This window comes from Streptomyces sp. NPDC001663, from assembly GCF_042893105.1.
GTDB lineage: Bacteria > Actinomycetota > Actinomycetes > Streptomycetales > Streptomycetaceae > Streptomyces.
On record NZ_JBIAUR010000003.1, the window covers coordinates 675156 to 697725 of the forward strand.

The following is a 22570-nucleotide window of genomic DNA, read 5'->3' on the forward strand; positions in this document are numbered from 1 at the left end:
TTTCTTCGGGGACAGGGGGTCGCCGTATGCAGGTCCGGAACCCCGGTTGCATGCGTCGGCGCCGATGCCCTGGGGCAGGTCGGCGCCGTGCGACGTCGTCCAGAGAAGCAGGCTCGGAAGGGGTCCGCAATGACCCTATTTGCTAGTTGTGGTCGTATCTGGGAGGGGCGGGGTTCGTGTGACCTGGCTCTCAAAGTGCAGGTCAGAGGCGCTTATGGCGTGGACATGGCGTCCGAAATGTACTACTAGGGTGAATAGTGGGTGATGTGGGTCATGTGGGGTGCTTCACCGGTCGGTGGGGCTCGAATGTGACCGCGGTCTCGAACGCGGCCCGGCGGGTTGCTCTGCGTAGTGCCCTGAGCACCGCCGGGCCGAGCGTCAGCGTCAGGACGACGGTGACGACGGCCCGGCCCAGGTCCCAGCCGAGCGAGGTGGCCACGCAGTACGCGAGGAAACGGGCCAGGTTGGCGGGGACGGCGGCGTGCGGGTCGAAGGCGATGCCCGACGCCAGTGTGCCCATGAAGGGCCAGCCGGCCAGGTTCATGATCGTGCCGTAGGCGAAGGCGGCGAGGAAGCCGTAGACGGCGAGGAGGGCGAGTTCGGCGCGGCCGCGCAGGCGGTCCGGGCCGGGCAGCAGGCCCGCGCCCATCGTGAACCAGCCCATCGCCAGCATCTGGAACGGCATCCACGGGCCCACCCCGCCCGTGAGCAGCGCGGAGGCGAACATCGTGAGCGAACCGAGGGTGAAGCCGAAGCCCGGGCCCAGGACACGGCCGCTCAGCACCATCAGGAAGAACATCGGCTCGATACCGGCGGTACCGGCGCCGATGGGGCGCAGGGCGGCACCGGTGGCGGCGAGCACGCCGAGCATGGCGACCGCCTTCGGGCCGAGGCCCGACTCCGCGATGGTCGCGGCGACGACTGCGACGAGCAGTACGAGCAGGCCGGCGAAGAGCCAGGGGGCGTCCTGGGCGTGCGTGCCGATCTGCGAGGAGGGCGGGGCGAGGAAGGGCCAGCCGAATCCGGTGATGCCTACGGCGCTGACCAGGAGGAGGGCGGCGACCGAGCGGGGGCCCAGGCGGATGGGCGGCGTTCCGGTCATCGCAGCGCCTCCCGTACCTGGGCGACAGTCAGCCACTCCTGCGGTGCCAGGATCTTGGTGACCTGCGGGGCGAACGACGGGGACGAGACGACCACCTCGGCCGTCGGGCCGTCGGCGATCACCTCGCCGTCGGCCAACAGCACGACTCTGTGGGCGAGTTCGGCGGCGAGTTCGACGTCATGGGTGGCCAGGACGATGGCGTGGCCCGCGGCGGCGAGCGTGCGCAGGACGGCCACGAGGCGGGTCTTCGCCGCGTAGTCCAGTCCGCGGGTCGGTTCGTCCAGGAGCAGCAGGGGTGGGCGGGCGGTGAGGACGACTGCCAGGGCGAGGGTGAGGCGCTGGCCCTCGGAGAGGTCGCGGGGGTGGGTGTCGTCGGGGACGCCGGGGAGCAGCTCGGACACCAGTGCCCGGCAGGTACCGGGGTCGGCTCCGGCATCCCGGTCGGCGGCGGCGCACTCCTCGGCGACGGTGTCGGCGTACAGCAGATCGCGGGGTTCCTGGGGGACGAGTCCGACGCGGCGCACGAGGTCGGGGGGCGCGGTGCGGTGGGGCGTGACGCCACCCACGCGGACCGACCCGGCGGACGGTTCCACGAGCCCGACGAGGGTGTTGAGCAGCGTGGACTTTCCGGCGCCGTTACGGCCCATGAGGGCGATGGTTTCGCCGTGGGTGACGGCGAGGTCGATGTACCGCAGGGCGTCGACACGGGCGCGGCGGACGGCGAGTGAGCGGACCTCGGCCAGCAGCCGGGGAGCCGGAGCGGCCGGGTCCTTCCTGCGGAGACGCCGACGGGAAGGGGCGGGCGCCGGACGGTACACGGATGCGGGAGGTTCGTGAGACGGCGCCGCACGACCGGACAGGCGCTCCCGAAGGTCACCCGCCCGCCGCCGCGCGTCCCGCACCGTCAACGGCAGCGGTGACCAACCGGCAAGTCGCCCCAGGTCCACCACCGGCGGACACACCGGCGACACGGCCATCATGTCGGCTGGGGCGCCCAGTTGAGGCGGCGCTCCAGGGGCCGGCAGCACGGCCACCTGGTCCGCGTACTGGATGACCCGTTCCAGGCGGTGTTCGGCCATCAGGACCGTCGTGCCGAGGTCGTGGACCAGGCGTTGGAGGACGGCGAGGACTTCCTCCGCTGCTGCCGGGTCCAGGGCTGATGTCGGTTCGTCGAGGATCAGGGCCTTGGGGTGTGGGGTGAGGACCGAGCCGATGGCCACGCGTTGCTGCTGGCCGCCGGAGAGGGTGGCGATGGGGCGGCCGCGGAGGTCGGTCAGGCCGAGGAGGTCGAGGGTTTCCTCGACCCGGCGGCGCATCACGTCCGGTGCCAGCCCCAACGACTCCATGCCGTACGCGAGTTCGTCCTCCACCGTGTCCGTCACGAAGTGGGACAGCGGGTCCTGGCCCACCGTGCCCACGACGTCCGCGAGTTCGCGTGGTTTGTGGGTACGGGTGTCACGGCCCGCCACCGTCACCCGGCCCCGCAACGTACCGCCCGTGAAGTGCGGCACCAGGCCGCTCACGGCACCGAGGATCGTCGACTTGCCGACCCCCGACGGGCCGACCAGGAGCACGAGTTCGCCTTCCGGGACCTCGAAGTCCACGCCCCGCACGGTGGGTTCGGCCGCCCCGTCGTACGTCACGGAGACATCCTCGAAGCGGATCACGACGGCTCCTTGGGGGCGACGAGTGAGGGGAGCAGGCCGAGGAGTACGGCTGCGGCCGGCCAGAGCGGGAGCGTGGGGGACATGAGCGGTACGACACCGGGGTGCAGGGCCGCCGGGTTGTCCGCGGCGGCCAGGGTGAGCAGCGCGGCGACCGTGGCGCCGGACCCGGCGACCAGCCAGGCGCGCACGTCCCAGCGGTCGGGCCGGTAACGCGTGCGCAGGCTGCGGCGGCCGCCCAGCCGCAGGCCGGCCAGGGCCGCGGCGACTCCGGCGAGCAGAAGGGGCAGGCCGTAGGTGCCGCCCTCGGCGGTGAGCAGCCCGTACGTTCCCGCGCAGACGCCGAGCAGGCCGCCGAGGGTGAGGGCGGCGGTGGTGCGGCGAACTGCGGTGGGGACCTGGGCGGTTCGGCCGTAACCGCGGGCGTCCATGGCGGCGGCGAGGGCGACCGAACGCTCCAACGCGCCCTCCAGCACCGGGAGTCCGACCTGCAGCAGGCCGCGGATGCCCTTGTCGGGGCGGCCGCGCAGGCGCCGGGCGGCGCGCAGGCGCTGGACGTCGGCGATGAGGTTCGGCGCGAAGGTGAGGGCCACGACCACTGCGACGCCCGTCTCGTAGAGGGCGCCGGGGAGGGACTTGAGGAGGCGGGACGGGTTGGCCAGGGCGTTCGCGGCGCCGACGCAGACGAGGAGCGTGGCCAGCTTCAGGCCGTCGTAGAAGGCGAAGACCAGGGACTCGGCGGTGACCCTGCCACCCAGGCGGATGCCCTGGGCCCAGTGGGGGAGCGGGAGTTCGGGGAGGGTGACGATCACATGCGTGCCGGGGATGGGGGAGCCGAGCGCCACCGCGAAGACCAGGCGGATGAGGAGGACGGCCAGGGCGAGTTTGAGGAAGGCGGAGTAGGAGTGGGACCAGGGGGTTCGGGGGCGGCAGGTGGCGACCACGTAGGCGGATGTCGCGATGAGGAGGGTCAGGAGGAGGGGGTTGGTGGTGCGGGTGGCCGCGGTGCCGAGGCCCAGGGACCAGAGCCACCAGGCGCCGGGGTGCAGCGACGTGGGCCGACTAGCCATGCCTGCGTCGCCGTGCCTGCCACACCGCCGCCGCGCCCAGCAGCGCAACCGCACCCGCCCCTGCGAACAGCCCCACCGAAGGCCCGCCGTCCCGGTCGCCCTTCTTCTCCGCAGCTGTCGGCTTCTTTGCCGCCGAGACCTGCTCCCCGCACCCCTTCTCCGGATACCCGGCGATGGCGCACAGCAGGGCATCGGTGTCGTACCGGAGCGGCTTCGCCACCGAGGCCAGTGCCTCTGCCGTCGTCCCGTCGGACGGCACCCGCGCGCAGGCCGTACGGCGGGCCGGTGGTGTCTCGCCCGACGGGGCGTCCGCCGCCGTGCCGAAGTCGATGACCAGAGCCACCCGCTTCCTGCCCTCCTGGGCCGGCGTCCGGGCGCAGATCACCGCGAACGACGCCTGGCCGCGCGGTTTCGCCGAGTCCTGCGAGTCCTCGCTCACCGAGAAGCGGAAGCCCTGGACGTCGCCGTCGTAGGGGCGGGCGGTGGACGGGCCCTGGGTGGCGTACGTCCAGCGGCCGTTGTCGTAGTCCCAGAAGGACCAGTAGCGATAGCCGACCGCCTGCGCCTGGCCGCTGATCGCGGCCAGGGTCAGGAACAGCGCGGCCAGCAGGAAGACAACGCGGCGGATCACGGCTGCTTCTTCTTACGGCCGCTGATCAGGAACCCGACCCCGATGCCGCCGACGAGCCCCACCCCGATGATCCACCACACGCTGACGCCGGAGTCGTCCTTCGTGTCCACCTTGTTCGAGTCGCCGGGGGTGGGGGAGGCGGTCGCCGGGACGGAAGCCGGCTTCGGGCCGGTCGCGTTGAGGAGCTTCACCAGGTCCTGGCCGCCGAAGTCGTGGACGTCGAAGGTCTCCGCGTGCGCCGCGAGGATCAGCTGCGCGTACGCGGCCGGTCCGCCCTGCTGTGCCCAGGCCTTGGAGTTCGACTCCAGCCAGCGCATGGCGTCGGCCGCCTTGTCGCCCTGGCCGGCGGTCGCGAGGGCGAGGACCGCGTCGGCCGTGTTGCCGTAGTCGGGCTGGGGCTTGGCGCCGGCGAGCGTCGACGTCAGGTGCTTGTCCTTGGCCAGGGCCTTGACGAGGTACGCGGCACCGTTCTGTGCCGCCGGCTCGGGGTCGACGGCCTTCTTGCAGGTCGGCTTGGTGTCGGTGGGCTTCGGGGCGTCCCCGGCCAGCCCCTTGCCCAGCGCGCCCACCACGGCCGCCGCCGTCGCGTCCGCGTTGGCCGCCAACTTGCCCTTCTTGTCCGGCTGGTAGGCGAAGGCGCCCGCACCGTCTCCGTCGCAGGGCAGCGCGAGTGCGAGCAGGGTGTCGTACGGAGACTTGCCGCCCTTGCCGTCCTTGGTGACCTCACCCGGCTTCTCGCCTACGGCGGCCAGCGCGCCGATGACGACGGACGTGGAGTTCGCGTCGCTCGCCCCGCCCGGCGCGTAGCCCCAGCCGCCGTCCTTGTTCTGCACGGACTTCAGCCAGGTGACCGCCTTGCCGGTGGCGGAGTCGTGTCCGCCGAGCGCGGCGAGTGCCTGGACGGCGGCGGCCGTACTGTTCGTGTCGACCGCGACCTTGGCGTCGCAGGCCTTCGCGGCATCGGCGCGGAACGCCGCGAACGACCCGTTCGCGCACTGCTGGCCCACCAGCCAGTCCACCGCTGTCGCCGCCGGCTTCACACCCACGGTGTCCTGCGCGAGCAGCGCCAGCGACTGGCGCCAGACGCCGTCGTACTTGGGGTCCGTGCTGCCGTACAACCCCTCGGGTATCGACGGAGCGGGCGTGGCGGCCATGGCGGGGACGGCGGCACCCAGGACGACGGTGGCGGCGGCCAGCGCCGCGGCGCTGCGGCGGACGACGTTCATGATCGGCGGGTGCCTCTCTGTGCTGCTTCTCGGTTCGCTGCGGGAGCGCGGGCAGCAGCACGGGAGAACCCGGGCGGCTCGGCTCCGTATGCCTCGACGGTGCCGTGCGCCGACGGGCTGCCGACACACGTGAGCCGGTCACGACCGCGCGGGGCAATCCGGCTGACCGCCCTCTGCGGGCGGTTCACGGTTGCGGGTCAGCGCCGGAATTGCACCGGCTTCCCCCCGTACGGTGTGATGACGACCCGGCCATGCTACCGGCCCGTAGGAACACGCTGAGAGCCCCCTGTGAGGCGTGGGCCGGTACGTTCGGGTCATGACAACGGGGAGGGTCATGGCGACGGGGAAACTGCTCGGCACGGGCCGCGTCAACGACGTGTACGAGATCGACGAGGCGTGGGTGTTGCGCCGCGACCGGCACGGATGGGGCGATGCCACCGCGGAGGGCGCCGTGATGGAACACGTACGCGCCCACGGCTACCCCGTGCCCCGAGTACGGCTCGCCGACTCCACGCGCACCGACCTGGTGATGGAGCGGCTGTCCGGGCCGACGATGCTGCAGGCGTGCCTGGAGGGTTCGCTGGGCGCCGACGAGGCGGGCGCGACCGTGGCCGACCTGCTGCGGCGCCTGCACGCCGTCCCCGCCCGCGAGTCCGCCGACCCCGGCTGCCGGGTCCTCCACCTCGACCTGCACCCGGACAACGTGATGCTCACGCCCGACGGTCCGCACGTGATCGACTGGTCCAACGCGGAGGAGGGCCACCCGGGCCTCGACTGGGGCATCTCCGCCATGATCCTGGCCCAGGTCGCCGTCGACGACGAACCGATCGCCGACGGCGCCCGCGCCATGCTGACCGCCCTGCTCGCCGACCCCTCCCATCTCACCGAGGCGGGCCTGACGGAGGCCCGGCGCCGACGCGCGGCCAACCCGACGATGAGCCGACGGGAGGTCGAACTCCTCGGGGAGGCCGAGGAGTTGATCCGTACGCTGCTGCGTTGACGGTGCGCCTTCCGGGTGGGCGTCAGGTCACCGCGGCCCTCGTCGGCATCGTCGCCTCCGTCGGCTGGCACAGCATCAGGGTGAGGTCGTCGTACGGAGGTGTGCCCCCGTGGGCGATCGCGCGGTCGTACAGGTGGTTCAGCGCGTCTTCAGGCAGCGGCTCACGCAGGGCCCGTGAGGCCTCCGCCAGCAGGGGGAAGGTCGAGCCGTCGGGGGCGCGGACCTCGCTCAGACCGTCGGTGTAGATCAGGAGCCGGTCGCCCGGCTGGAGGCGGACGCGGCACTGACGGGGCTCGGGACCGAGGCCCAACGGCGTCGTGGGGGTGAAGGGTTCGAGCAGTTCGACACGGTGCCCGGCGCGCAGCGGCGCCGGATGGCCGCAGTTGACGAGGCGGACCTCGCCCGGTGCGAACTCGGCGAGCACGACCGTCACGAAGTCCTCCGGGCCGAGCTCGGCGGCGAGTCGGGTGTCCAGGCCGGTGACGAGTTCGGGCAGCGAGGGCTGCGTGTAGGCCAGTTCACGGAAACCGGTGATCGTCGCCGCGGTCAGCCGCAGCGCCTCCAGGCCGTGCCCGCGCACATCGCCGACCAGCACCCGCAGGCCGTACGGGGTCACCGCGACGTCGTACAGGTCGCCGCCGACCGTCGACTCGCGGGCGGCGCAGTGGTGGCGCGTGCGCACATGCGTGCCGCAAAGGCTGCGGGAGATGGGCTGTTGGATCACCCCCTGGGTGATCCGGTTCACCTCGCGCGCCCGGGTGAGCGCCGACTCCAGCTCGGTGCGCCGGTGTGCCGCGTACACGGTGATCCCGCCGCCCAGCAGGAGAGCACCGCCACGGGCAACGAGGTCGAGCAGCGACGGTCGCCCGAACGCGACGTCCGCTCCCAGCGCCAGTGCCGCCGCGCCGCCGCAGACGAGGGCGGTGTGCCGCGCGCCGAGCCGTGCGCAGGCCAGCAGCGGCGCTACGAACAGCAGTACGGTCAGGGTGGCCGGAGGACCGACCACTCCGGTGTCCATGACGCCCATGGGGCACCTCTTGCTCCCGATCGCCCCGCACAGTGAGGGACGACTATCTCTCATCAGGCCGTCACGGAGAGTGAGTTGACCGCATCGCGTCGAATGTGTCCGGCGATGTCGACTCCTGTGGCCCCTTTGTCCGGCTCGCGTGCTTCGGCCCCTGGGCGGGCGGAATGGCGGCACACTGTGCGACGTGCCTTGGAACACGGTCGGGGGCGGCCTCGGCAACCTGCCTCCGGAGACCCGCGGTTTCGTCGGACGTGAGGCGGAACTGGACCTGCTGGCCGCCGAGTTGGCGTCCGACGGCGGCAGCCGGCTGCTGAGCCTGGTGGGCGTCGGCGGGGTCGGCAAGACCCGGCTCGCCCTGCACACCGCCGCCCGGGTGCGCGCGGCGTATCCCGACGGCGTGTGGCTGGTGGAGCTGTCCGCCCTGCACACCGACGGCCTGGTGCCCTTCGCCGTCATGGAGGCGCTCCGGCTCGCCGACCAGACGGCGGACTCGGCCGTCGCGGCGATCGCCGCCTGGGCCCGGGACAAGCGGCTGCTGCTGATCCTCGATTCCTGTGAGCACCTGTCGGCGGAGTGCGGCGCCCTGGCCGTGGCCCTGACGGACAAGGTGCCCGGACTGCGCGTCCTCGCCACCAGCCGGGTGCGGCTGGGACCGCCGGGGGAGTGGACCATGGCGGTCGAACCGCTGCCGGTGAGTGACGCGGGCGGCAAGGAAGGCGCCAAACCCGCCGTCGCCGACACCCTGTTCGCGCAGCGGGCCGCCGCCGCGGATCCCGGCCTCGTCCTCGACGCCCCGGCCCGGCGACGGATCGCCGCCATCTGCCGCGGCCTCGACGGCATCCCGCTCGCCATCGAGCTGGCCGCCGCCCGGCTGTCCGACCTCGGCCTGGACGAGCTGCACACCCGCCTCGGTGCCGACCGGCCCTCCCGCCTCGACCTGTTGACCTCGCAGGACGGCGACGCTCCCGCGCGCCATCGCGCGCTGCGCACCACGATCGGCTGGAGCCACGAGCTGTGCGCCCCGCTGGAACGGCTCCTGTGGGCCAGGCTGTCCGTCTTCGCGGGTGGGTTCGACACCGAGGCCGCCGCGTTCGTCTGCGCGGGCGGCCCGTTGCCCGCCGAGCGGGTGGGCGAGCTCATCGAGAAACTCGTGGCCTGGTCGATCGTCCGGCCCGACCGCACCGACCCCGCCCGCTACCGGATGCTCGACACGGTCCGTGAGTACGGCGGCGACTGGCTGCGCGAACTCGGCGAGGAGGAAGCCGTACGCCTGCGCCACCGCGATCACTACCGCCGGCTGGCCCGGCAGGGCTGGGCCGAGTGGAACACCGGACGCCAGGTCGCCTGGGCCGTACGCGTCCTGGCCGACCGGGCCAATCTGCATACCGCACTGGACTTCGCCCTGGCCGGTCCGGATCGCGCCGCCGCCGTGGAGATGGCGGGCCACGTCGGCCTCATGTGGCGCCACTGCGGTGTGCTGCGCGATGCCCGGCACTTCCTGGACCGGGCGCTCGCCGACGACCCGCCGGCCGGCCCGGCCCGTACCCGGGCCCTGTGGGCGTGTGCGGCGGTGGCCGTCTTCCAGGGGGATCTGGAGGAGGCGGCGAACCTGGCGGTGCGGTGTGCCGACTCGGCCCGGGAGGAGGGGGACGCGGTGGCGCAGGTCGCCGCCGTGTACCTGCGGGGTACCTACCTGGTGCAGAGCGGGCGCATGGCCGAGGCGATCGAACTCGTCGACACGGTGCCGCGGCTGCCCGTCCAGCCGCACGGGTTCGGTGCCGCCCAGTTGCAGATAGGACTCGTGGCCGCCTTCGCGCACATGATGCGCGGCGAGTTCGAGGCGGCCCGTGCCGCCGCCCTGGAGGTCCGCCGGGCCGGCGCCGAGTGCGGCGAGTGCTGGGCGGGATCGGTCACCGACTATCTGATCGCCCAGATCGACCTGACCCAGGGAGATGCGGCCACGGCCGTCCGGGGCGCTCGCACGGCGATCGCCAAGAGCGCGCTGATGCACGACATCGTGGTCTCCGCCGTCTCCCTCGACGTGCTGGCCGCCGCGGTCGTGGCGCGCGGCGACGGACTCCACGCGGCGCGCCTTCTCGGCGTCGGCAGCCGTATCTGGGAGCTGACCGGCGGCGACCAGCTGAACTCGCCGGACCTCATCGCGGCCCGCCGCTCCCATGAAATCCGGGTCCGCGGCGAGATCGGCCATGAGATCTACGAGACGGCCTTCGCGGAGGGACGCGCGATGTCGTACGAGGAAGGACTGCGGTACGCGGCGCAGTCCACCGGCCCCCAGGAGTGAACGCCCGGCGCCTCAGCCCACGACCGCCACCGCGTCCACCTCCACCAGCACCCCCTCCCGCACCAGCCGCGCCAGCACCGTCGTACGGGCCGGCAGCGGTGCGCAGTCCGCGAAGAACTCCCGGTAGACGCGGTTGAATTCGGCGAAGTGGGCGGGGTCGGCCAGATAGCAGGTGCAGCGCGTGATCGACCGCCGGTCGCCGCCCGCCGCCTCGACCACCGCCTCGACGTTGGCGAGCACCTGCCGCACCTGCGCGGCGAAGTCCGCGGGCATCTCCCCGGTCGCCGGATCCAGCGGCCCCTGCCCGGAGGTGAACACCAGCGGCCCGTTGCGCACGCCCTGGGAGAGCGGCGGCTCGCTGCCGTCGGGGAAGCGGACGAAGGGGGCGCGGTCGGTGCGCACGGGTTCGAGGGCGCCGCGGCCGACGTGCGGGGTGGGTCCGCCGAAGGGGAGGTGAAGGACCCGGGAGGCCAGCAGCCACCGTCCGTCGAGGCGGCGGAACGTGTCCTCGTAGTGGCCGACCTGGACGGGCGGGCCGGCGGGCACCATGCCGCCCGACCAGCCCTCGATGCGGTACGTCGTGAAGTACGAGGTGGCCTCGGCGGTGTCCTCGGACGTCACGGTGACCCGGATGTTGGACATGATCCGCCGCGAGAGCTTGTCCGCGGGGCGTGAGCCGAAGTACTTCCGCAGCGCCGCCCGCCCCTCGGACCGCCGCCCGTCCCCCGGAGGCGGCCACTCCCACCGGCCGTCCTCGGTGAACAGCTCGGCCACGGAGGCCGGTTCACCGAGGTCCAGACGGTGGACGAAGTCGAGGATCAGGCGCTCGCAGGCGCGTTCGGCGAGGAGTTGCTGCAGCGGGTCCATGGTCATTGGGTACCAGTGGGCACCCAGGAACCACGAGCGAATTACACCGCCACGTACGTCACCGGATCGCTCCCCGCCACCGCCTCCGCCCGCCCCAGCTTCACCAGCCGCCGCAGATGCGCCTCGGCCTCCGAGACCGCGATGTTCCTTGATCCGTACGGGATTTGGTCCCAGGGCCGGTTCCACTCCATCCGCTCGGCCACCTGCCAGGGCGTGAGCGGCTCGACCAGCAGCGACTGCAGCCCGGTGAGCCGCTGCTCGTGGTGGTCGAGCAACTCCCGTACGCGGGCGGCCGCGTCGGTGAGCACGTACTGGTGGGCGGGGAGCACTTCGGCGGGGGCGAGCCGGCCGACGCGCTCGAGGGAGTCGAGATAGTCGCCCAGGGGGTCCGTGATGGTGGCGTCGTCGGGATCCTCGTAGAGACCGATGTGCGGGGTGATCTCGGGCAGCAGGTGATCGCCGGAGAACAGCCGCCCGTGGCCCGGGAGTTGAGAGGGGTGCTCCTCTTCCAGGTGCAGACAGACGTGGCCGGGCGTGTGCCCCGGCGTCCAGATCGCGCGCAGTCGCCGCCCCGGGATGTCGAGGAGCTCGCCGGGGACGATCTCCCGGTCGGGCAGGGCGGGGGAGAAGCCCGGCAGGGTGGTGCGCGGGGCGGCGTCCCTGAGCGGCGCCACATGCTCCTCGGGCGCACCGGCGGCGACGAGCTTGGCGGTCATGTACGCGAACCAGCGTCCGGGCCGGGTCTCCCGGGTGCGCCGCACGATCGCGGTGTCCGCGGCATGCATGGCGATCCAGGCGCCGGACGCCTCGCGCACCTTGCCGGACAGGCCGTGGTGGTCGGGGTGGTGATGGGTGATCACCACACCATGGATCTCGGCGGGCGAGGTCCCGCACGCGGCCAGCCCCTCGCCGAGGGTGTCCCAGGACGCGGGGTCGTCCCACCCGGTGTCGACCAGCACCGGCCCGCGGTCGGTGTCGACGACGTACACGAGCGTGTACCCAAGTGGATTGTCCGGAATGGGGACTCGGACGGACCGCACGCCGCCGCCGTGGTCGGTGACCTGTGTCATGGACTCCCCTGTCGCCGCGTTCCAGCCACTATAACTAGAACGGGTTTCGATGGGAGCCCAAGTCACCCTTCCGGGGTGCTGTGAGGTCTGTGGACTCCTCCCAGTGGAACTGGTATCAGTTCCCGTATCTGATGAACCGTCAGAGTCAGCTCCCGGGGAGGCAGTCGGCCATGACCGAGCTCGTGGAACACGGACAGCTGTTCATCGGCGGGGAGTTGACCGACCCCCTCGGCAAGGACGTCATCGAGGTGATCTCCCCGCACACCGAGGAGGTCATCGGGCGGGTGCCGCACGCCTCGCGGGAGGACGTCGACCGCGCCGTCGCCGTCGCGCGCCGTGCCTTCGACGAGGGGCCCTGGCCGCGGATGTCGCTGGACGAGCGGATCGAGGTCGTCACCCGGATCAAGGACGCGATCGCCGTACGGCACGAGGAGATCGCCCGTGTGATCTCGTCCGAGAACGGGTCGCCGTACTCCTGGAGCGTCCTCGCGCAGGCGCTCGGCGCGATGATGGTGTGGGACTCGGCGATCACGGTCGCGCGCAACTTCACGTACGAGGAGACCCGCGACGGCGTGCTCGGCCGGATCCTCGTGCGCCGCGAACCGGTCGGCGTCGTGGCGGCCGTAGTGCCGTGGAACGTCCCGCAGTTCGTGGCCGCCGCCAAGCTCGCGCCCGCGCTGCTCACCGGCTGCACGGTGATCCTCAAGCCGTCGCCTGAGTCGCCGCTGGACGCGTACATCCTCGCCGACATCACGAAGGAGGCCGGGCTGCCTGAGGGTGTCCTGTCCATCCTTCCCGCCGACCGCGAGGTCAGCGAGTACCTGGTCGGACACCCGGGCATCGACAAGGTGTCCTTCACCGGCTCGGTCGCGGCCGGCAAGCGCGTGATGGAGGTGGCGTCGAAGAACCTGACCCGCGTCACCCTCGAACTGGGCGGCAAGTCGGCGGCGGTCGTCCTCCCGGACGCGGACATCGCCACCTCCGTCGCGGGCATCGTCCCGGCGGCCTGGATGAACAACGGCCAGGCCTGTGTCGCCCAGACCCGCATCCTCGTACCGCGTTCCCGCTACGACGAGTTCGCGGACGCCTTCGCGCAGGCGGCGAGCGCGCTGGTCGTCGGCGACCCCCTGGACACGGCCACCCAGGTCGGCCCACTGGTGGCGCAACGGCAGCAGCGCAGGAACCTCGACTACATCCGCATCGGCCAGGAGGAGGGCGCCAAGATCCTCACCGGCGGCGGCCGCCCGCCGGGCCTGGACCGCGGCTGGTACGTCGAGCCGACCCTCTTCGGCGACGTCGACAACTCGATGCGGATCGCCCGGGAGGAGATCTTCGGCCCGGTCATCTGCCTTCTCCCGTACGGCGACGAGTCCGAGGCCCTGAAGATCGCGAACGACTCGGACTACGGGCTGAGCGGAAGCGTGTGGACGGCGGACGTGGCACACGGCATCGAGGTCGCGCGGCAGGTCCGTACGGGAACGTACTCGGTGAACACCTTCAGCCTGGACATGCTCGGCCCGTTCGGCGGCTACAAGAACTCGGGCCTGGGTCGGGAGTTCGGCCCCGAGGGCTACGGCGAATACCTCGAACACAAGATGATCCATCTCCCGGCCGGCTGGGAGGGCTGAGCGGCCATGGGCGACCGCTGGCACGTCGAAGTCGACCGCTCCATCTGCATCGGCTCCGCCCAGTGCACCCACCGGGCCACCGGCGCCTTCCGCCTCGACTCCGCCATGCAGTCCCACCCGGTCGAACCGGAGACCGACGCCAACGAACGCGTCCTGGAGGCGGCCGAGAACTGCCCGGTGGAGGCGATCGTGATCACCCTGCTGGGGAGCGGGGAGCCGGTGTTTCCGCCGGAGGAGTAGGGGTCCAAAAAATCATTCTTTGGGGGGTTTCATTCAGGCACGAGCGTTCTATTCTGGAAATTGGCCTACGGGACGAGTGAGGGAGTCCGACCGGAGTAGCCGACTTTGGCGAGACGCATCAGCATCCGCTGGGGCCGACGTCGACGGTCGGGCTGAGAGGCCGGAAGGCAGTGGTCAGGCCGGAAGGCGACCCCCAGAACCTGATCCGGGCAATGCCGGCGAAGGGAACCCGTCTCGTAGGTCCTTTGCGTGCGTCCTAGCTCTTTTTCCCGGGGTCCGTCAAGTCGATGAGGCGGCACACCGTCTCGATGTCGATCTTGACCTGGGCGATGGACGCCCGCCCCGACAGCCAGGTGATCAGCGCCGAGTGCCAGGTGTGCTCGATGACGCGGACCGCGGAGAGCTGCTCGGGGGTCGGGTCCGCGAGGCCCATCGCGTCCAGGATGATCAGCGTCGTCTGCCGCGAGACCTGGTCGACCTCCGGCGAGACGCTGCGGTCGGCGAAGGTCAGGGCGCGCACCATCGCGTCGGCGAGGTGCGGTTCGCGCTGCAGCGCGCGGAAGGCGCGCATCAGGGTCTCGGCGACGCGCTCGGCCGCCGTGTCACCCTGCGGCGGCTTCTTCCGCAGCGTGCCGTGCATGTGCTCCAGCTGGTCCTGCATCGTGGCGACCAGCAGATGGATCTTGGACGGGAAGTAACGGTAGAGGGTGCCCAGCGCCACCTGCGAGGACTCCGCGACCTCCCGCATCTGCACCGCGTCGAAACCGCCCCGGCTGGCCAGCTGCGCGCTCGCGTGCAGGATGCGGCGACGGCGCGCCTCCTGTCGCTCCGTGAGGGGCGGGGAGGTGCGCCCGGTGGCTTCGAGCTTGGCTTCCGCAGGCATGGGTCCCGTTCCGTGACAGTCGGTGAGGGCTGGTGATCGCACCGAGCATGGCAGGGCGTCCGCCGTGGCGCGAATCACCTGATCCACTGCTCACTGTGCCCCTACCTGCCGGTAGATTCAGTGCCTCCTGGACGATCAAGTCTGAAACTTGTTCTAGATTAGCGTCCCGGCGTAATCTCGCGGGACAGTGCAGGCAGAAGGGGGCCCAGAGTGACCGCTGAGGCCAGTCAGGCGGGTCCCCAGGAGGACCTCGCCGCCGACGGCGAGCGACCGCTCCACATCGCACTCCTCACCTATAAAGGGAACCCGTTCTGCGGCGGCCAGGGCGTCTACGTCCGCCATCTCTCGCGCGAGCTGGCCCGCCTCGGCCACCGCGTCGAGGTCATCGGCTCCCAGCCGTATCCCGTCCTCGACGAGGGCGCGGACTACGCCGGCCGGCTGAGCCTGACCGAGCTGCCGAGCCTGGACCTGTACCGCTCGCCGGACCCCTTCCGTACTCCCGGGCGCGACGAGTACCGCGACTGGATCGACGCGCTGGAAGTCGCGACCATGTGGACCGGCGGCTTCCCCGAGCCGCTGACGTTCTCGCTGCGCGCCCGCCGTCATCTCCGCGCCCGCCGCGGTGAGTTCGACGTCGTGCACGACAACCAGACGCTCGGATACGGGTTGTTGGGGGATGTGGGCGCCCCTCTGGTGACCACCATCCACCACCCCATCACCGTGGACCGGCAGTTGGAGCTGGACGCCGCCGAGAACTGGCAGCAGCGGCTGTCCAAGCGGCGCTGGTACGCCTTCACCCGCATGCAGAAGCGCGTCGCGCGCCGCCTGCCCTCGGTCCTCACCGTCTCCGGCACCTCGCGCGCCGAGATCGTCGATCACCTCGGCGTGCGCGACGACCGTATCCACGTGGTCCACATCGGCGCCGACACCGACCTCTTCTCGCCGGACCCGTCCGTGCCCGTCGTGCCCGGCCGGATCGTGACGACGTCCAGCGCGGACGTACCCCTCAAGGGCCTGGTCTTCCTGGTCGAGGCGCTCGCGAAGGTGCGCACCGAGCACCCCGACGCCCACCTCGTCGTCGTCGGCAAGCGGCCCACGGAGGGCCCGGTCGCGCAGGCCATGGAGCGCTACGGCCTTGAGGGCGCCGTCGAGTTCGTCAAGGGCATCTCGGACGCCGAACTGGTCGACCTGGTCCGCTCGGCGGAGGTCGCCTGCGTGCCGTCCCTGTACGAGGGCTTCTCCCTGCCGGCCGCCGAGGCCATGGCCACGGGCACACCGCTGGTCGCCACGACCGGCGGCGCGATCCCCGAGGTCGCCGGGCGCGACGGGGAGACGTGCCTTGCGGTACCGCCGGGCGACCCGGGCGCGCTGGCCGCGGGGCTGAGCCGGCTGCTGGGCGACCCGGAGCTGCGGGCGCGGCTCGGCGCGGCGGGCCGCGAGCGGGTGCTGCGGCACTTCACCTGGGCACGGGCCGCCGAGGGCACGGCCGCCAGGTACCGGGAGGCCATCGCCCGCTCCGCCGCCGCTCAACCCCCGGCCGCGGCACGAGCGTCCGTACCACCGACCGCAGCCGCAACGCCGATCACGGCTGCAGCAGCCACCCTCGAACCCCACGCAGACTCCGAAAGCAGGGCCACGTGCTGACCGTCGACTTCTCCCGGTTCCCGCTCGCCCCGGGCGACCGCGTCCTGGACCTCGGATGCGGGGCCGGCCGGCACGCGTTCGAGTGCTACCGGCGCGGCGCCCAGGTCGTGGCGCTCGACCAGAACGGCGAGGAGATCCGCGAGGTCGCGAAGTGGTTCGCGGCGATGAAGGAGGCCGGCGAGGCACCCGAGGGCGCGACGGCGACCGCCATGGAGGGCGACGCCCTGGCACTGCCCTTCCCCGACGAGTCCTTCGACGTCGTCATCATCTCCGAGGTGATGGAGCACATCCCGGACGACAAGGGCGTACTCGCCGAGATGGTACGGGTGTTGAAGCCCGGCGGCCGCATCGCCATCACCGTCCCGCGCTACGGCCCCGAGAAGGTCTGCTGGGCGCTGTCCGACGCCTACCACGAGGTCGAGGGCGGCCACATCCGCATCTACAAGGCGGACGAACTGCTCGCCAAGATCCGCGAGGCCGGCCTCAAGCCGTACGGCACCCATCACGCGCACGCGCTGCACTCGCCGTACTGGTGGCTGAAGTGCGCGTTCGGCGTCGACAACGACAAGGCGCTGCCGGTGAAGGCGTACCACAAGCTGCTGGTCTGGGACATCATGAAGAAGCCCCTGGCCACCCGGGTCGCCGAGCAGGCGCTGAACCCGCTGATCGGCAAGAGCTTCGTGGCGTACGCGACCAAGCCGCACCTGCCGCGCCTTTCCGAGACCGGGGCGGCCGCCAAGTGACCACTCCCCGGACAGAACACCTCGTCCTGCCCGGGGTCCTCACCGCCGGGCAGGCCGCCGCGACCGTCGCCGGCATCCTCGCCGTACAGCGGGAGGACGGTGCGATCCCGTGGTTCCGGGGACACCACCTGGACCCCTGGGACCACACCGAGGCCGCGATGGCGCTGGACGCGGCGGGCGAGCACGAGGCCGCCGAGCGGGCCTACGAGTGGCTCCTGCGGCACCAGAACGAGGACGGCTCCTGGTACGCGGCGTACGCCGACGGGGACTTCGCGGACGTCACCGACCGCGGGCGCGAGACGAACTTCGTCGCGTACATCGCGGTGGGCGTCTGGCACCACTACCTGTCCACCGGCGACGACATGTTCCTGGACCGCATGTGGCCGGCCGTCCACTCGGCGATCGAGTACGTGCTCCGACTCCAGCAGCCCGGCGGCCAGATCGGCTGGAAGGGCGAGGACGACGGAGGCTTCACCACCGACGCCCTGCTGACCGGATCCTCCTCCATCCACCACGCCCTGCGCTGCGCGCTCGCCATCGCCGAACAGCGCGAAGAGCCGCAGCCGGACTGGGAGTTGGCGGCGGGCGCACTGCGGCACGCGATCCGCCGGCACCCCGAGCGGTTCCTCGACAAGGACCGCTACTCGATGGACTGGTACTACCCGGTGCTGGGCGGCGCGTTGACGGGCGCGGAGGCCAAGTCCCGTATCGAGGAAGGCTGGGAGCGCTTCGTCGTCCCGCACCTCGGCGTGCGCTGCGTCGTCCCCAACCCGTGGGTGACGGGCGGCGAGTCCGCCGAACTCGCCCTCACCCTGTGGGCGATGGGCGAGTCCGACCGTGCGCTGGACATCCTGCAGTCGATCCAGCACCTGCGCGACGCGGACAGCGGCCTGTACTGGACGGGCTACGTCTTCGAGGACGAGACCATCTGGCCCCAGGAGCTGACCACTTGGACCGCCGGATCGCTGCTGTTGGCGGTCGCCGCCCTCGGCGGCCACGAGGCGACGTGCGCGGTGTTCGGCGGCGAACACCTGCCGACGGGGCTGGACCCGGACTGCTGCGCCTGACCGACTCCGGTCGCAGCGGTGATCAGTGCCGCTGCATCCGTCCGGCGATCGCGTGGCCGACGAACAGGTACACCACGGCTGCCAGGCCGTAGCCTGCGATCACGCGGGCCCAGGCCTTGTCGAAGGTGAACAGGTCACGCGACCAGCCGGCCAGCCAGTTGGCCGCGTTGTGGACGAACTGCACCAGGTCGTTGGCACGGTTGGCGTCCAACAGGTACATCAGGATCCACAGGCCCAGGATGAGGGCCATGATGTCGGCGACGATCGCTACGACCGCCCCGGCCCGATTACCGCTGCTATATCGAGACATACTCTGCGGATTGCCGCCGCATCCAAGATGAAACCCGAACGAGTTCCCTGTTCGGTTCCTACGAGTTCAGCTCCGCCAGCACCCGCAGCGACTCCCGGTCCGGGGCGAGGGCCAGCAGGTCCGTCACCGGCCCCTTGCGCCACAACTCCAGCCGCTCGGCGATCCGTTCACGCGGCCCGACCAGCGAGATCTCGTCGGCGAAGGCGTCCGGCACGGCGAGCACGGCCTCCTCGCGGCGGCCCTCCAGGAAGAGCTGCTGAATGCGCCGGGCCTCCTCCTCGTAGCCCATCCTCGCCATCAGGTCGGCGTGGAAGTTGCGGGAGGCGTGGCCCATGCCGCCGATGTAGAAGCCGAGCATGGTCTTCACGGGGAGCAGCCCGTCGCGTATGTCGTCGCAGACCTGAACGCGCGCCATGGGGGCCACGATGAACCCCTCGGGAAGATCCTCAACTGCCGGTCCGTAGACGTCCGGACGGGTCGGCGACCAGTACAGCGGCAGCCATCCGTCGGCGATACGGGTCGTCTGCGCGACGTTCTTCGGCCCCTCGGCACCGAGGAGGACGGGAAGGCCGGGGCGCAGGGGGTGGGTGATGGACTTGAGGGGCTTGCCGAGACCGGTGCCGTCCGCCCCGCCGTACGGATGCGAGTGGAACCGCCCGTCGAGCGCGACCGGAGCCTTGCGCCGCAGCACCTGCCGTACGACGTCGACGTACTCCCGCGTCGCGGTCAGCGGCGACTTCGGGAACGGCCGCCCGTACCAGCCCTCCACCACCTGCGGCCCCGACAGCCCCAGCCCCAGCATCACACGTCCGCCGGAGAGATGGTCGAGCGTGAGCGCATGCATGGCGGTGGTGGTCGGCGACCGGGCCGCCATCTGCGCAACCGCCGTACCCAGCTTGATCCTTGAGGTCTGCGCCGCGATCCAGGTCAACGGCGTGAAGACGTCCGAGCCCCACGACTCGGCGGTCCACACGGAGTCGTACCCGAGCCGCTCGGCCTCCTGCGCCAGCGGCACGTGGTCGGGGGAGGGGCCGCGGCCCCAGTAGCCGAGGGCGAGACCGAGTCGCATGACGCCTCCTGAATTCTGACGGGTAGTCAGTTACGAAGCTGCGAGCTGCGACTGTACGACAACGGCCCCCCGCCCGGAAGGGCGAGGGGCCGCTCGTGCGGTGGGTGTCAGCCGCGCTGGATGCCGGAGGTGTCCTGCAGCACGCCACGGCGGCCGTCCTGCGTCTGGGCGACCAGGCCCGGACCGCGCTGCTCGACGGCCAGGTACCAGGTACCCGGGGCGAGTTCGGCGATCGGCGCGGGCGAACCGTCCTCCGCGAACAGGGGCCGCGGCACCGGTACGGCGAACCAGAACGGCGAGAAGTCCCCGGCGGGCGCTGGCGGCTGCGCCTGCGCCTGCGGCGGCTGGGCACCGTAGGGCTGCCCGGGCTGCGGCTGCCCGCCGTACTGCGGCTGCTGGGCACCGGGGTAGCCGTAGCCACCCTGGGGCGGCTGGGCGCCGTAGGGCTGGGGGGCGGCGGGCTTGGGGGCGGGGACCAGGGCGGCCTGGAGGGCGGGGACGAGGGGGGTGGCGACGGCCGCGCCGGCCATGACCAGGGTGGCGACCAGGGCGAGGATCAGGCCCGTGCCGGCGCTCGGCCCGTCGTTGGAGCTGCCGATGTTGTCCGCGCCGCCCGCCGGGTCGATGACGTTGCCGAGGGCGCTCCACGCGGCGAAGACCGCGAAGGCGACACCGAAGGCGCCGAGTTCGAGACCCGCGACCTTGCGGGGCTGCGGCAGGCCTCGGGCCACGACGACGAGGGCGGCCGCGATGATGCCCGCCAGGACGACACTGAGCAGGACCGGTCCGCTCTCCCAGAGGTTCGGGAGATCGACGCTGTCGGGTACGCCGTCGTACGAGTAGTTGTCGAGGAACGACGCGATGAACAGCAGTACCGCTGCTCCGATCACCACGCCGTCGCCTCGAGTGAGGGAGCGGATATTCACTTCAGGTCCTTCGTAGGTCGTCTCGTCGTCGGTTGACCCTATCGTCACCCCGACCAGGGTGTCCGCCGGGATCAGCCCGTCGATCACGAAGCGCGCAGGAAACTCACGATTCCATCAGAGATTCCTTGCGCGGCCTTCTGTCGCCAGGCGCCGCTGGTGAGCAGTGCCGCGTCCTTGCTATCGCGCATGTTGCCGCACTCGATGAACACCTTGGGAACCGTTGACAGATTGAGACCGCCCAGGTCCTTACGCGTGACGAGACCGGTGCCGCCGGCGGTGCGGTCAGCGAGAAGCGGCTCGCCGTGGGAAGTCGCGGCGAGCCGCTTCGTCTGAAACGAGAGTGTCCTGCCGTCTACCGCTGCGTGTACTTGAAGCAGACCCCGATCGGCTTGTAGGCCTTCTTGTTCCTCTGAAGGATCTTGTCGCCGAACTGGCTAGGCTCTTGTACGTCGAACTGCTTCCCCGAGTACCTCGTGTACGCCGTGAGGACGCCGTGCTTCCCCCGCGGTACCTCCTTGGAGCCGCTCACCGTGATGCTGCGCGACTTCGTGACGTCCCAGCCCACAGCGACGGTGATGGCCTTGTAGCTGGCGCTGATGTTCTTTGACAGGCTGGTGCTCAGGGACTTCGTTTCGTCTATTCGCAGCGTCATCCCCGTCCCGGACGCCTCAGCGATGACTGTCTTGCCGCACTTGCCCGCTATGGAGCGCACGTGGACCACACGGTTGAAGCGGTCTGCCCAGGCCTCGCTCGACACTTGCGCGTGGACGGTGGTCGCGGTCGCCGTCGAGTTGAGCGGGGCTGCGTGCGCGGTGGTGGCGATGCCTGTGATGCACATCGCCACCGCGGCTGTTGCCGCTGCGCGTCGCATGAGCTGACGGTTCATGGGTTCCCCTCTGGTCTCGACCGAGGTTTCGGTCGCGTTTGGTCGAGACGAGTCCATCAGGGATGAATGTGCGTCAGCAATTGATCTGAGGTAGATCTGAGCATGATCAATTTTGGGTGTTCGCCGACTGCGGCGTGCAGGCATTCCTGCCGGAGAGGGGGTGAGGAAGGGGAGGCGATGGGTGCGCTGAACAGCAGATTGGCTGCTATGAAGTGAGGAAATCCGCAATGCCGTCGGAGATTCCTTGCGCGGCCTTCTGTCGCCAGGCGCCGCTGGTGAGCAGTGCCGCGTCCTTGCTATCGCGCATGTTGCCGCACTCGATGAACACCTTGGGAACCGTTGACAGATTGAGACCGCCCAGGTCCTTACGCGTGACGAGACCGGTGCCGTCGCCGATGTAGTTGGACGGCGGTTCACCCGTGACGCGCACGAAGTTGCCGGCGACGCGCTCGCCGAGTTCGGCGGACGGGGCGACGATCTCACGGGTGTCCGCGGCGCCCGCGTGCACGGAGCCGGGAAGGATGACGTGGAAGCCGCGGTTGCCGGCCGCCGAGCCGTCCGCGTGGATGGAGATCGCGGCGTCGGCACGGGCCTTGTTGCCGATCTGCGCCCGCTTGTCGACGCACGGGCCCCAGGCCGGGGAGCCGTCGTCGTGGGTCAACTTCACCGTCGCGCCCTGCTTCTCGAGGAGCGCCTTGAGCCGGTGCGAGACGTCCAGCGTGAACTGGGCTTCCGTGTAACCCGAGTTCGTGGACGTCCCCGTCGTGTCGCACTCCTTGACGTTCGTGCCGATGTGCACCTTGCGGTTGATCTCGGTGGCGTGCTGGAAGTTGCCGGGGTTGTGGCCCGGATCGATGACGATGACCTTGCCCTTGAGGGGGCCGGAAGCCGCGGGCGCGGAGGAGGTGGGGGAGGCGAGCGTCGGCGTGGGGCTCCCCGGGTTCTTGTCGTCGCCGGTGGACGAGGACGCGGATCCGCCGGACGCGGCTGCGCTGGACGCGGGCGTCGACGACGTCGTCCGTACGGTCGCCCTGTCCGCACCGCCTCCGCCCCCCGAGCCGCCCACCGCCTCGTACACCAGCCACCCCAGCAACGCGCCCGGCACGAGCGCGGCGACCGCAACGGTCAGGGGGCGGAAACGGGGACGGCGGGGCTGAGGAGGATCGAAGTCCGGGCCTACGTACGACACGTCTGCCACCCTAGCGGCCGTCCATG

At 71.3% G+C, this 22570-nt stretch carries 22 protein-coding genes, 1 pseudogene and 2 riboswitches; of the genes and pseudogenes, 7 read left to right on the forward strand and 16 right to left on the reverse strand.

Features of this window, described 5'->3' with window-relative positions; all coding sequences use genetic code 11:
* Window positions 1-271: 271 nt before the first annotated feature.
* From ACFY1L_RS13660 to ACFY1L_RS13680, 5 genes are read right to left on the reverse strand one after another with little or no spacing between them, the layout of a single operon-like run.
* Window positions 272-1102, reverse strand: coding sequence for an ECF transporter S component (locus ACFY1L_RS13660; RefSeq protein ID WP_388822773.1), 831 nt, complete (start codon window positions 1100-1102; stop codon window positions 272-274).
* A complete protein-coding gene (locus ACFY1L_RS13665; RefSeq protein WP_388822775.1) occupies window positions 1099-2769 on the reverse strand; it encodes an ABC transporter ATP-binding protein in 1671 nt (556 codons plus the stop codon). The genes ACFY1L_RS13660 and ACFY1L_RS13665 overlap by 4 nt, the downstream gene beginning before the upstream one ends.
* A complete protein-coding gene (locus tag ACFY1L_RS13670; RefSeq protein ID WP_388822777.1) occupies window positions 2766-3836 on the reverse strand; it encodes a CbiQ family ECF transporter T component in 1071 nt (356 codons plus the stop codon). Before ACFY1L_RS13670 ends, ACFY1L_RS13665 begins: the two co-directional genes overlap by 4 nt.
* Window positions 3829-4467 (reverse strand): SCO2322 family protein, encoded by a 639-nt coding sequence (locus ACFY1L_RS13675; protein ID WP_388822779.1) that lies wholly within the window; start codon window positions 4465-4467, stop codon window positions 3829-3831. Before ACFY1L_RS13675 ends, ACFY1L_RS13670 begins: the two co-directional genes overlap by 8 nt.
* The gene (locus tag ACFY1L_RS13680; protein ID WP_388822781.1) at window positions 4464-5693 is read right to left on the reverse strand and encodes a prenyltransferase/squalene oxidase repeat-containing protein; all 1230 of its coding nucleotides are present in this window, start codon (window positions 5691-5693) and stop codon (window positions 4464-4466) included. The genes ACFY1L_RS13675 and ACFY1L_RS13680 overlap by 4 nt, the downstream gene beginning before the upstream one ends.
* 151 nt (window positions 5694-5844) lie before the next feature.
* Window positions 5845-5918: riboswitch (cobalamin riboswitch) on the reverse strand.
* 91 nt (window positions 5919-6009) lie between these two features.
* Here ACFY1L_RS13680 and ACFY1L_RS13685 point away from each other — a divergent pair.
* Complete coding sequence (locus ACFY1L_RS13685) at window positions 6010-6693, forward strand: phosphotransferase (RefSeq protein WP_388822783.1); 684 nt, start codon at window positions 6010-6012, stop codon at window positions 6691-6693.
* Between the two features lie 22 nt (window positions 6694-6715).
* On the opposite strand, the gene ACFY1L_RS13690 is transcribed toward ACFY1L_RS13685, so the two are convergent.
* Entirely contained in the window at window positions 6716-7720 is a 1005-nt protein-coding gene (locus ACFY1L_RS13690; protein WP_388822785.1) for a PP2C family protein-serine/threonine phosphatase, read from the reverse strand.
* Between the two features lie 184 nt (window positions 7721-7904).
* On the opposite strand from ACFY1L_RS13690, the gene ACFY1L_RS13695 reads away from it, so the two are divergent.
* Complete coding sequence (locus ACFY1L_RS13695) at window positions 7905-10022, forward strand: ATP-binding protein (protein WP_388822787.1); 2118 nt, start codon at window positions 7905-7907, stop codon at window positions 10020-10022.
* 12 nt (window positions 10023-10034) lie between these two features.
* On the opposite strand, the gene ACFY1L_RS13700 is transcribed toward ACFY1L_RS13695, so the two are convergent.
* From ACFY1L_RS13700 to ACFY1L_RS13710, 3 genes and pseudogenes are all read right to left on the reverse strand, one after another.
* Window positions 10035-10424 carry a RidA family protein gene (locus ACFY1L_RS13700; protein WP_388822930.1) on the reverse strand — a complete coding sequence of 130 codons (390 nt, stop codon included), beginning with the start codon at window positions 10422-10424 and terminating at the stop codon, window positions 10035-10037.
* 27 nt (window positions 10425-10451) lie between these two features.
* Window positions 10452-10889: pseudogene (locus ACFY1L_RS13705) on the reverse strand (nuclear transport factor 2 family protein); the annotation flags it as partial.
* 41 nt (window positions 10890-10930) lie between these two features.
* Window positions 10931-11959, reverse strand: coding sequence for an MBL fold metallo-hydrolase (locus ACFY1L_RS13710; RefSeq protein WP_388822788.1), 1029 nt, complete (start codon window positions 11957-11959; stop codon window positions 10931-10933).
* A gap of 170 nt (window positions 11960-12129) precedes the next feature.
* On the opposite strand from ACFY1L_RS13710, the gene ACFY1L_RS13715 reads away from it, so the two are divergent.
* Complete coding sequence (locus tag ACFY1L_RS13715) at window positions 12130-13587, forward strand: aldehyde dehydrogenase (protein ID WP_388822790.1); 1458 nt, start codon at window positions 12130-12132, stop codon at window positions 13585-13587.
* 6 nt (window positions 13588-13593) lie between these two features.
* Complete coding sequence (locus tag ACFY1L_RS13720) at window positions 13594-13827, forward strand: ferredoxin (RefSeq protein WP_388822792.1); 234 nt, start codon at window positions 13594-13596, stop codon at window positions 13825-13827.
* Window positions 13828-13895: 68 nt separating this feature from the next.
* Window positions 13896-14071: riboswitch (TPP riboswitch) on the forward strand.
* Between the two features lie 12 nt (window positions 14072-14083).
* Here the strand turns inward: ACFY1L_RS13720 and ACFY1L_RS13725 are convergent.
* Complete coding sequence (locus tag ACFY1L_RS13725) at window positions 14084-14710, reverse strand: TetR family transcriptional regulator (protein ID WP_388822794.1); 627 nt, start codon at window positions 14708-14710, stop codon at window positions 14084-14086.
* Between the two features lie 210 nt (window positions 14711-14920).
* Here ACFY1L_RS13725 and ACFY1L_RS13730 point away from each other — a divergent pair, with 210 nt between their 5' ends.
* Genes ACFY1L_RS13730 through ACFY1L_RS13740 form a run of 3 tightly spaced genes read left to right on the forward strand, consistent with a single transcriptional unit; the run spans window position 14921 to window position 18164 of the window.
* Window positions 14921-16354 (forward strand): glycosyltransferase family 4 protein, encoded by a 1434-nt coding sequence (locus tag ACFY1L_RS13730; RefSeq protein WP_388822796.1) that lies wholly within the window; start codon window positions 14921-14923, stop codon window positions 16352-16354.
* Window positions 16348-17097 carry a class I SAM-dependent methyltransferase gene (locus ACFY1L_RS13735; RefSeq protein WP_388822798.1) on the forward strand — a complete coding sequence of 250 codons (750 nt, stop codon included), beginning with the start codon at window positions 16348-16350 and terminating at the stop codon, window positions 17095-17097. The genes ACFY1L_RS13730 and ACFY1L_RS13735 overlap by 7 nt, the downstream gene beginning before the upstream one ends.
* Complete coding sequence (locus tag ACFY1L_RS13740) at window positions 17094-18164, forward strand: prenyltransferase/squalene oxidase repeat-containing protein (protein ID WP_388822800.1); 1071 nt, start codon at window positions 17094-17096, stop codon at window positions 18162-18164. The genes ACFY1L_RS13735 and ACFY1L_RS13740 overlap by 4 nt, the downstream gene beginning before the upstream one ends.
* A 22-nt stretch (window positions 18165-18186) precedes the next feature.
* Here the strand turns inward: ACFY1L_RS13740 and ACFY1L_RS13745 are convergent, their stop codons facing one another.
* The 6 genes from ACFY1L_RS13745 to ACFY1L_RS13770 form a co-directional block, all read right to left on the reverse strand.
* Window positions 18187-18474 carry a hypothetical protein gene (locus ACFY1L_RS13745; RefSeq protein WP_388822802.1) on the reverse strand — a complete coding sequence of 96 codons (288 nt, stop codon included), beginning with the start codon at window positions 18472-18474 and terminating at the stop codon, window positions 18187-18189.
* 58 nt (window positions 18475-18532) lie between these two features.
* Window positions 18533-19543: an LLM class F420-dependent oxidoreductase gene (locus tag ACFY1L_RS13750; RefSeq protein ID WP_388822804.1), complete on the reverse strand. Its 1011-nt coding sequence runs from the start codon at window positions 19541-19543 to the stop codon at window positions 18533-18535.
* A 107-nt stretch (window positions 19544-19650) separates the two neighbouring features.
* The gene (locus tag ACFY1L_RS13755) at window positions 19651-20469 is read right to left on the reverse strand and encodes a hypothetical protein (protein ID WP_388822805.1); all 819 of its coding nucleotides are present in this window, start codon (window positions 20467-20469) and stop codon (window positions 19651-19653) included.
* 83 nt (window positions 20470-20552) lie between these two features.
* Window positions 20553-20846, reverse strand: a complete 294-nt coding sequence (locus tag ACFY1L_RS13760; RefSeq protein ID WP_388822932.1) for an N-acetylmuramoyl-L-alanine amidase — start codon at window positions 20844-20846, stop codon at window positions 20553-20555.
* The gene (locus tag ACFY1L_RS13765; protein ID WP_388822807.1) at window positions 20822-21355 is read right to left on the reverse strand and encodes a hypothetical protein; all 534 of its coding nucleotides are present in this window, start codon (window positions 21353-21355) and stop codon (window positions 20822-20824) included. The genes ACFY1L_RS13760 and ACFY1L_RS13765 overlap by 25 nt, the downstream gene beginning before the upstream one ends.
* A gap of 205 nt (window positions 21356-21560) precedes the next feature.
* Entirely contained in the window at window positions 21561-22544 is a 984-nt protein-coding gene (locus ACFY1L_RS13770) for an N-acetylmuramoyl-L-alanine amidase (protein ID WP_388822809.1), read from the reverse strand.
* Window positions 22545-22570 lie beyond the last annotated feature (26 nt).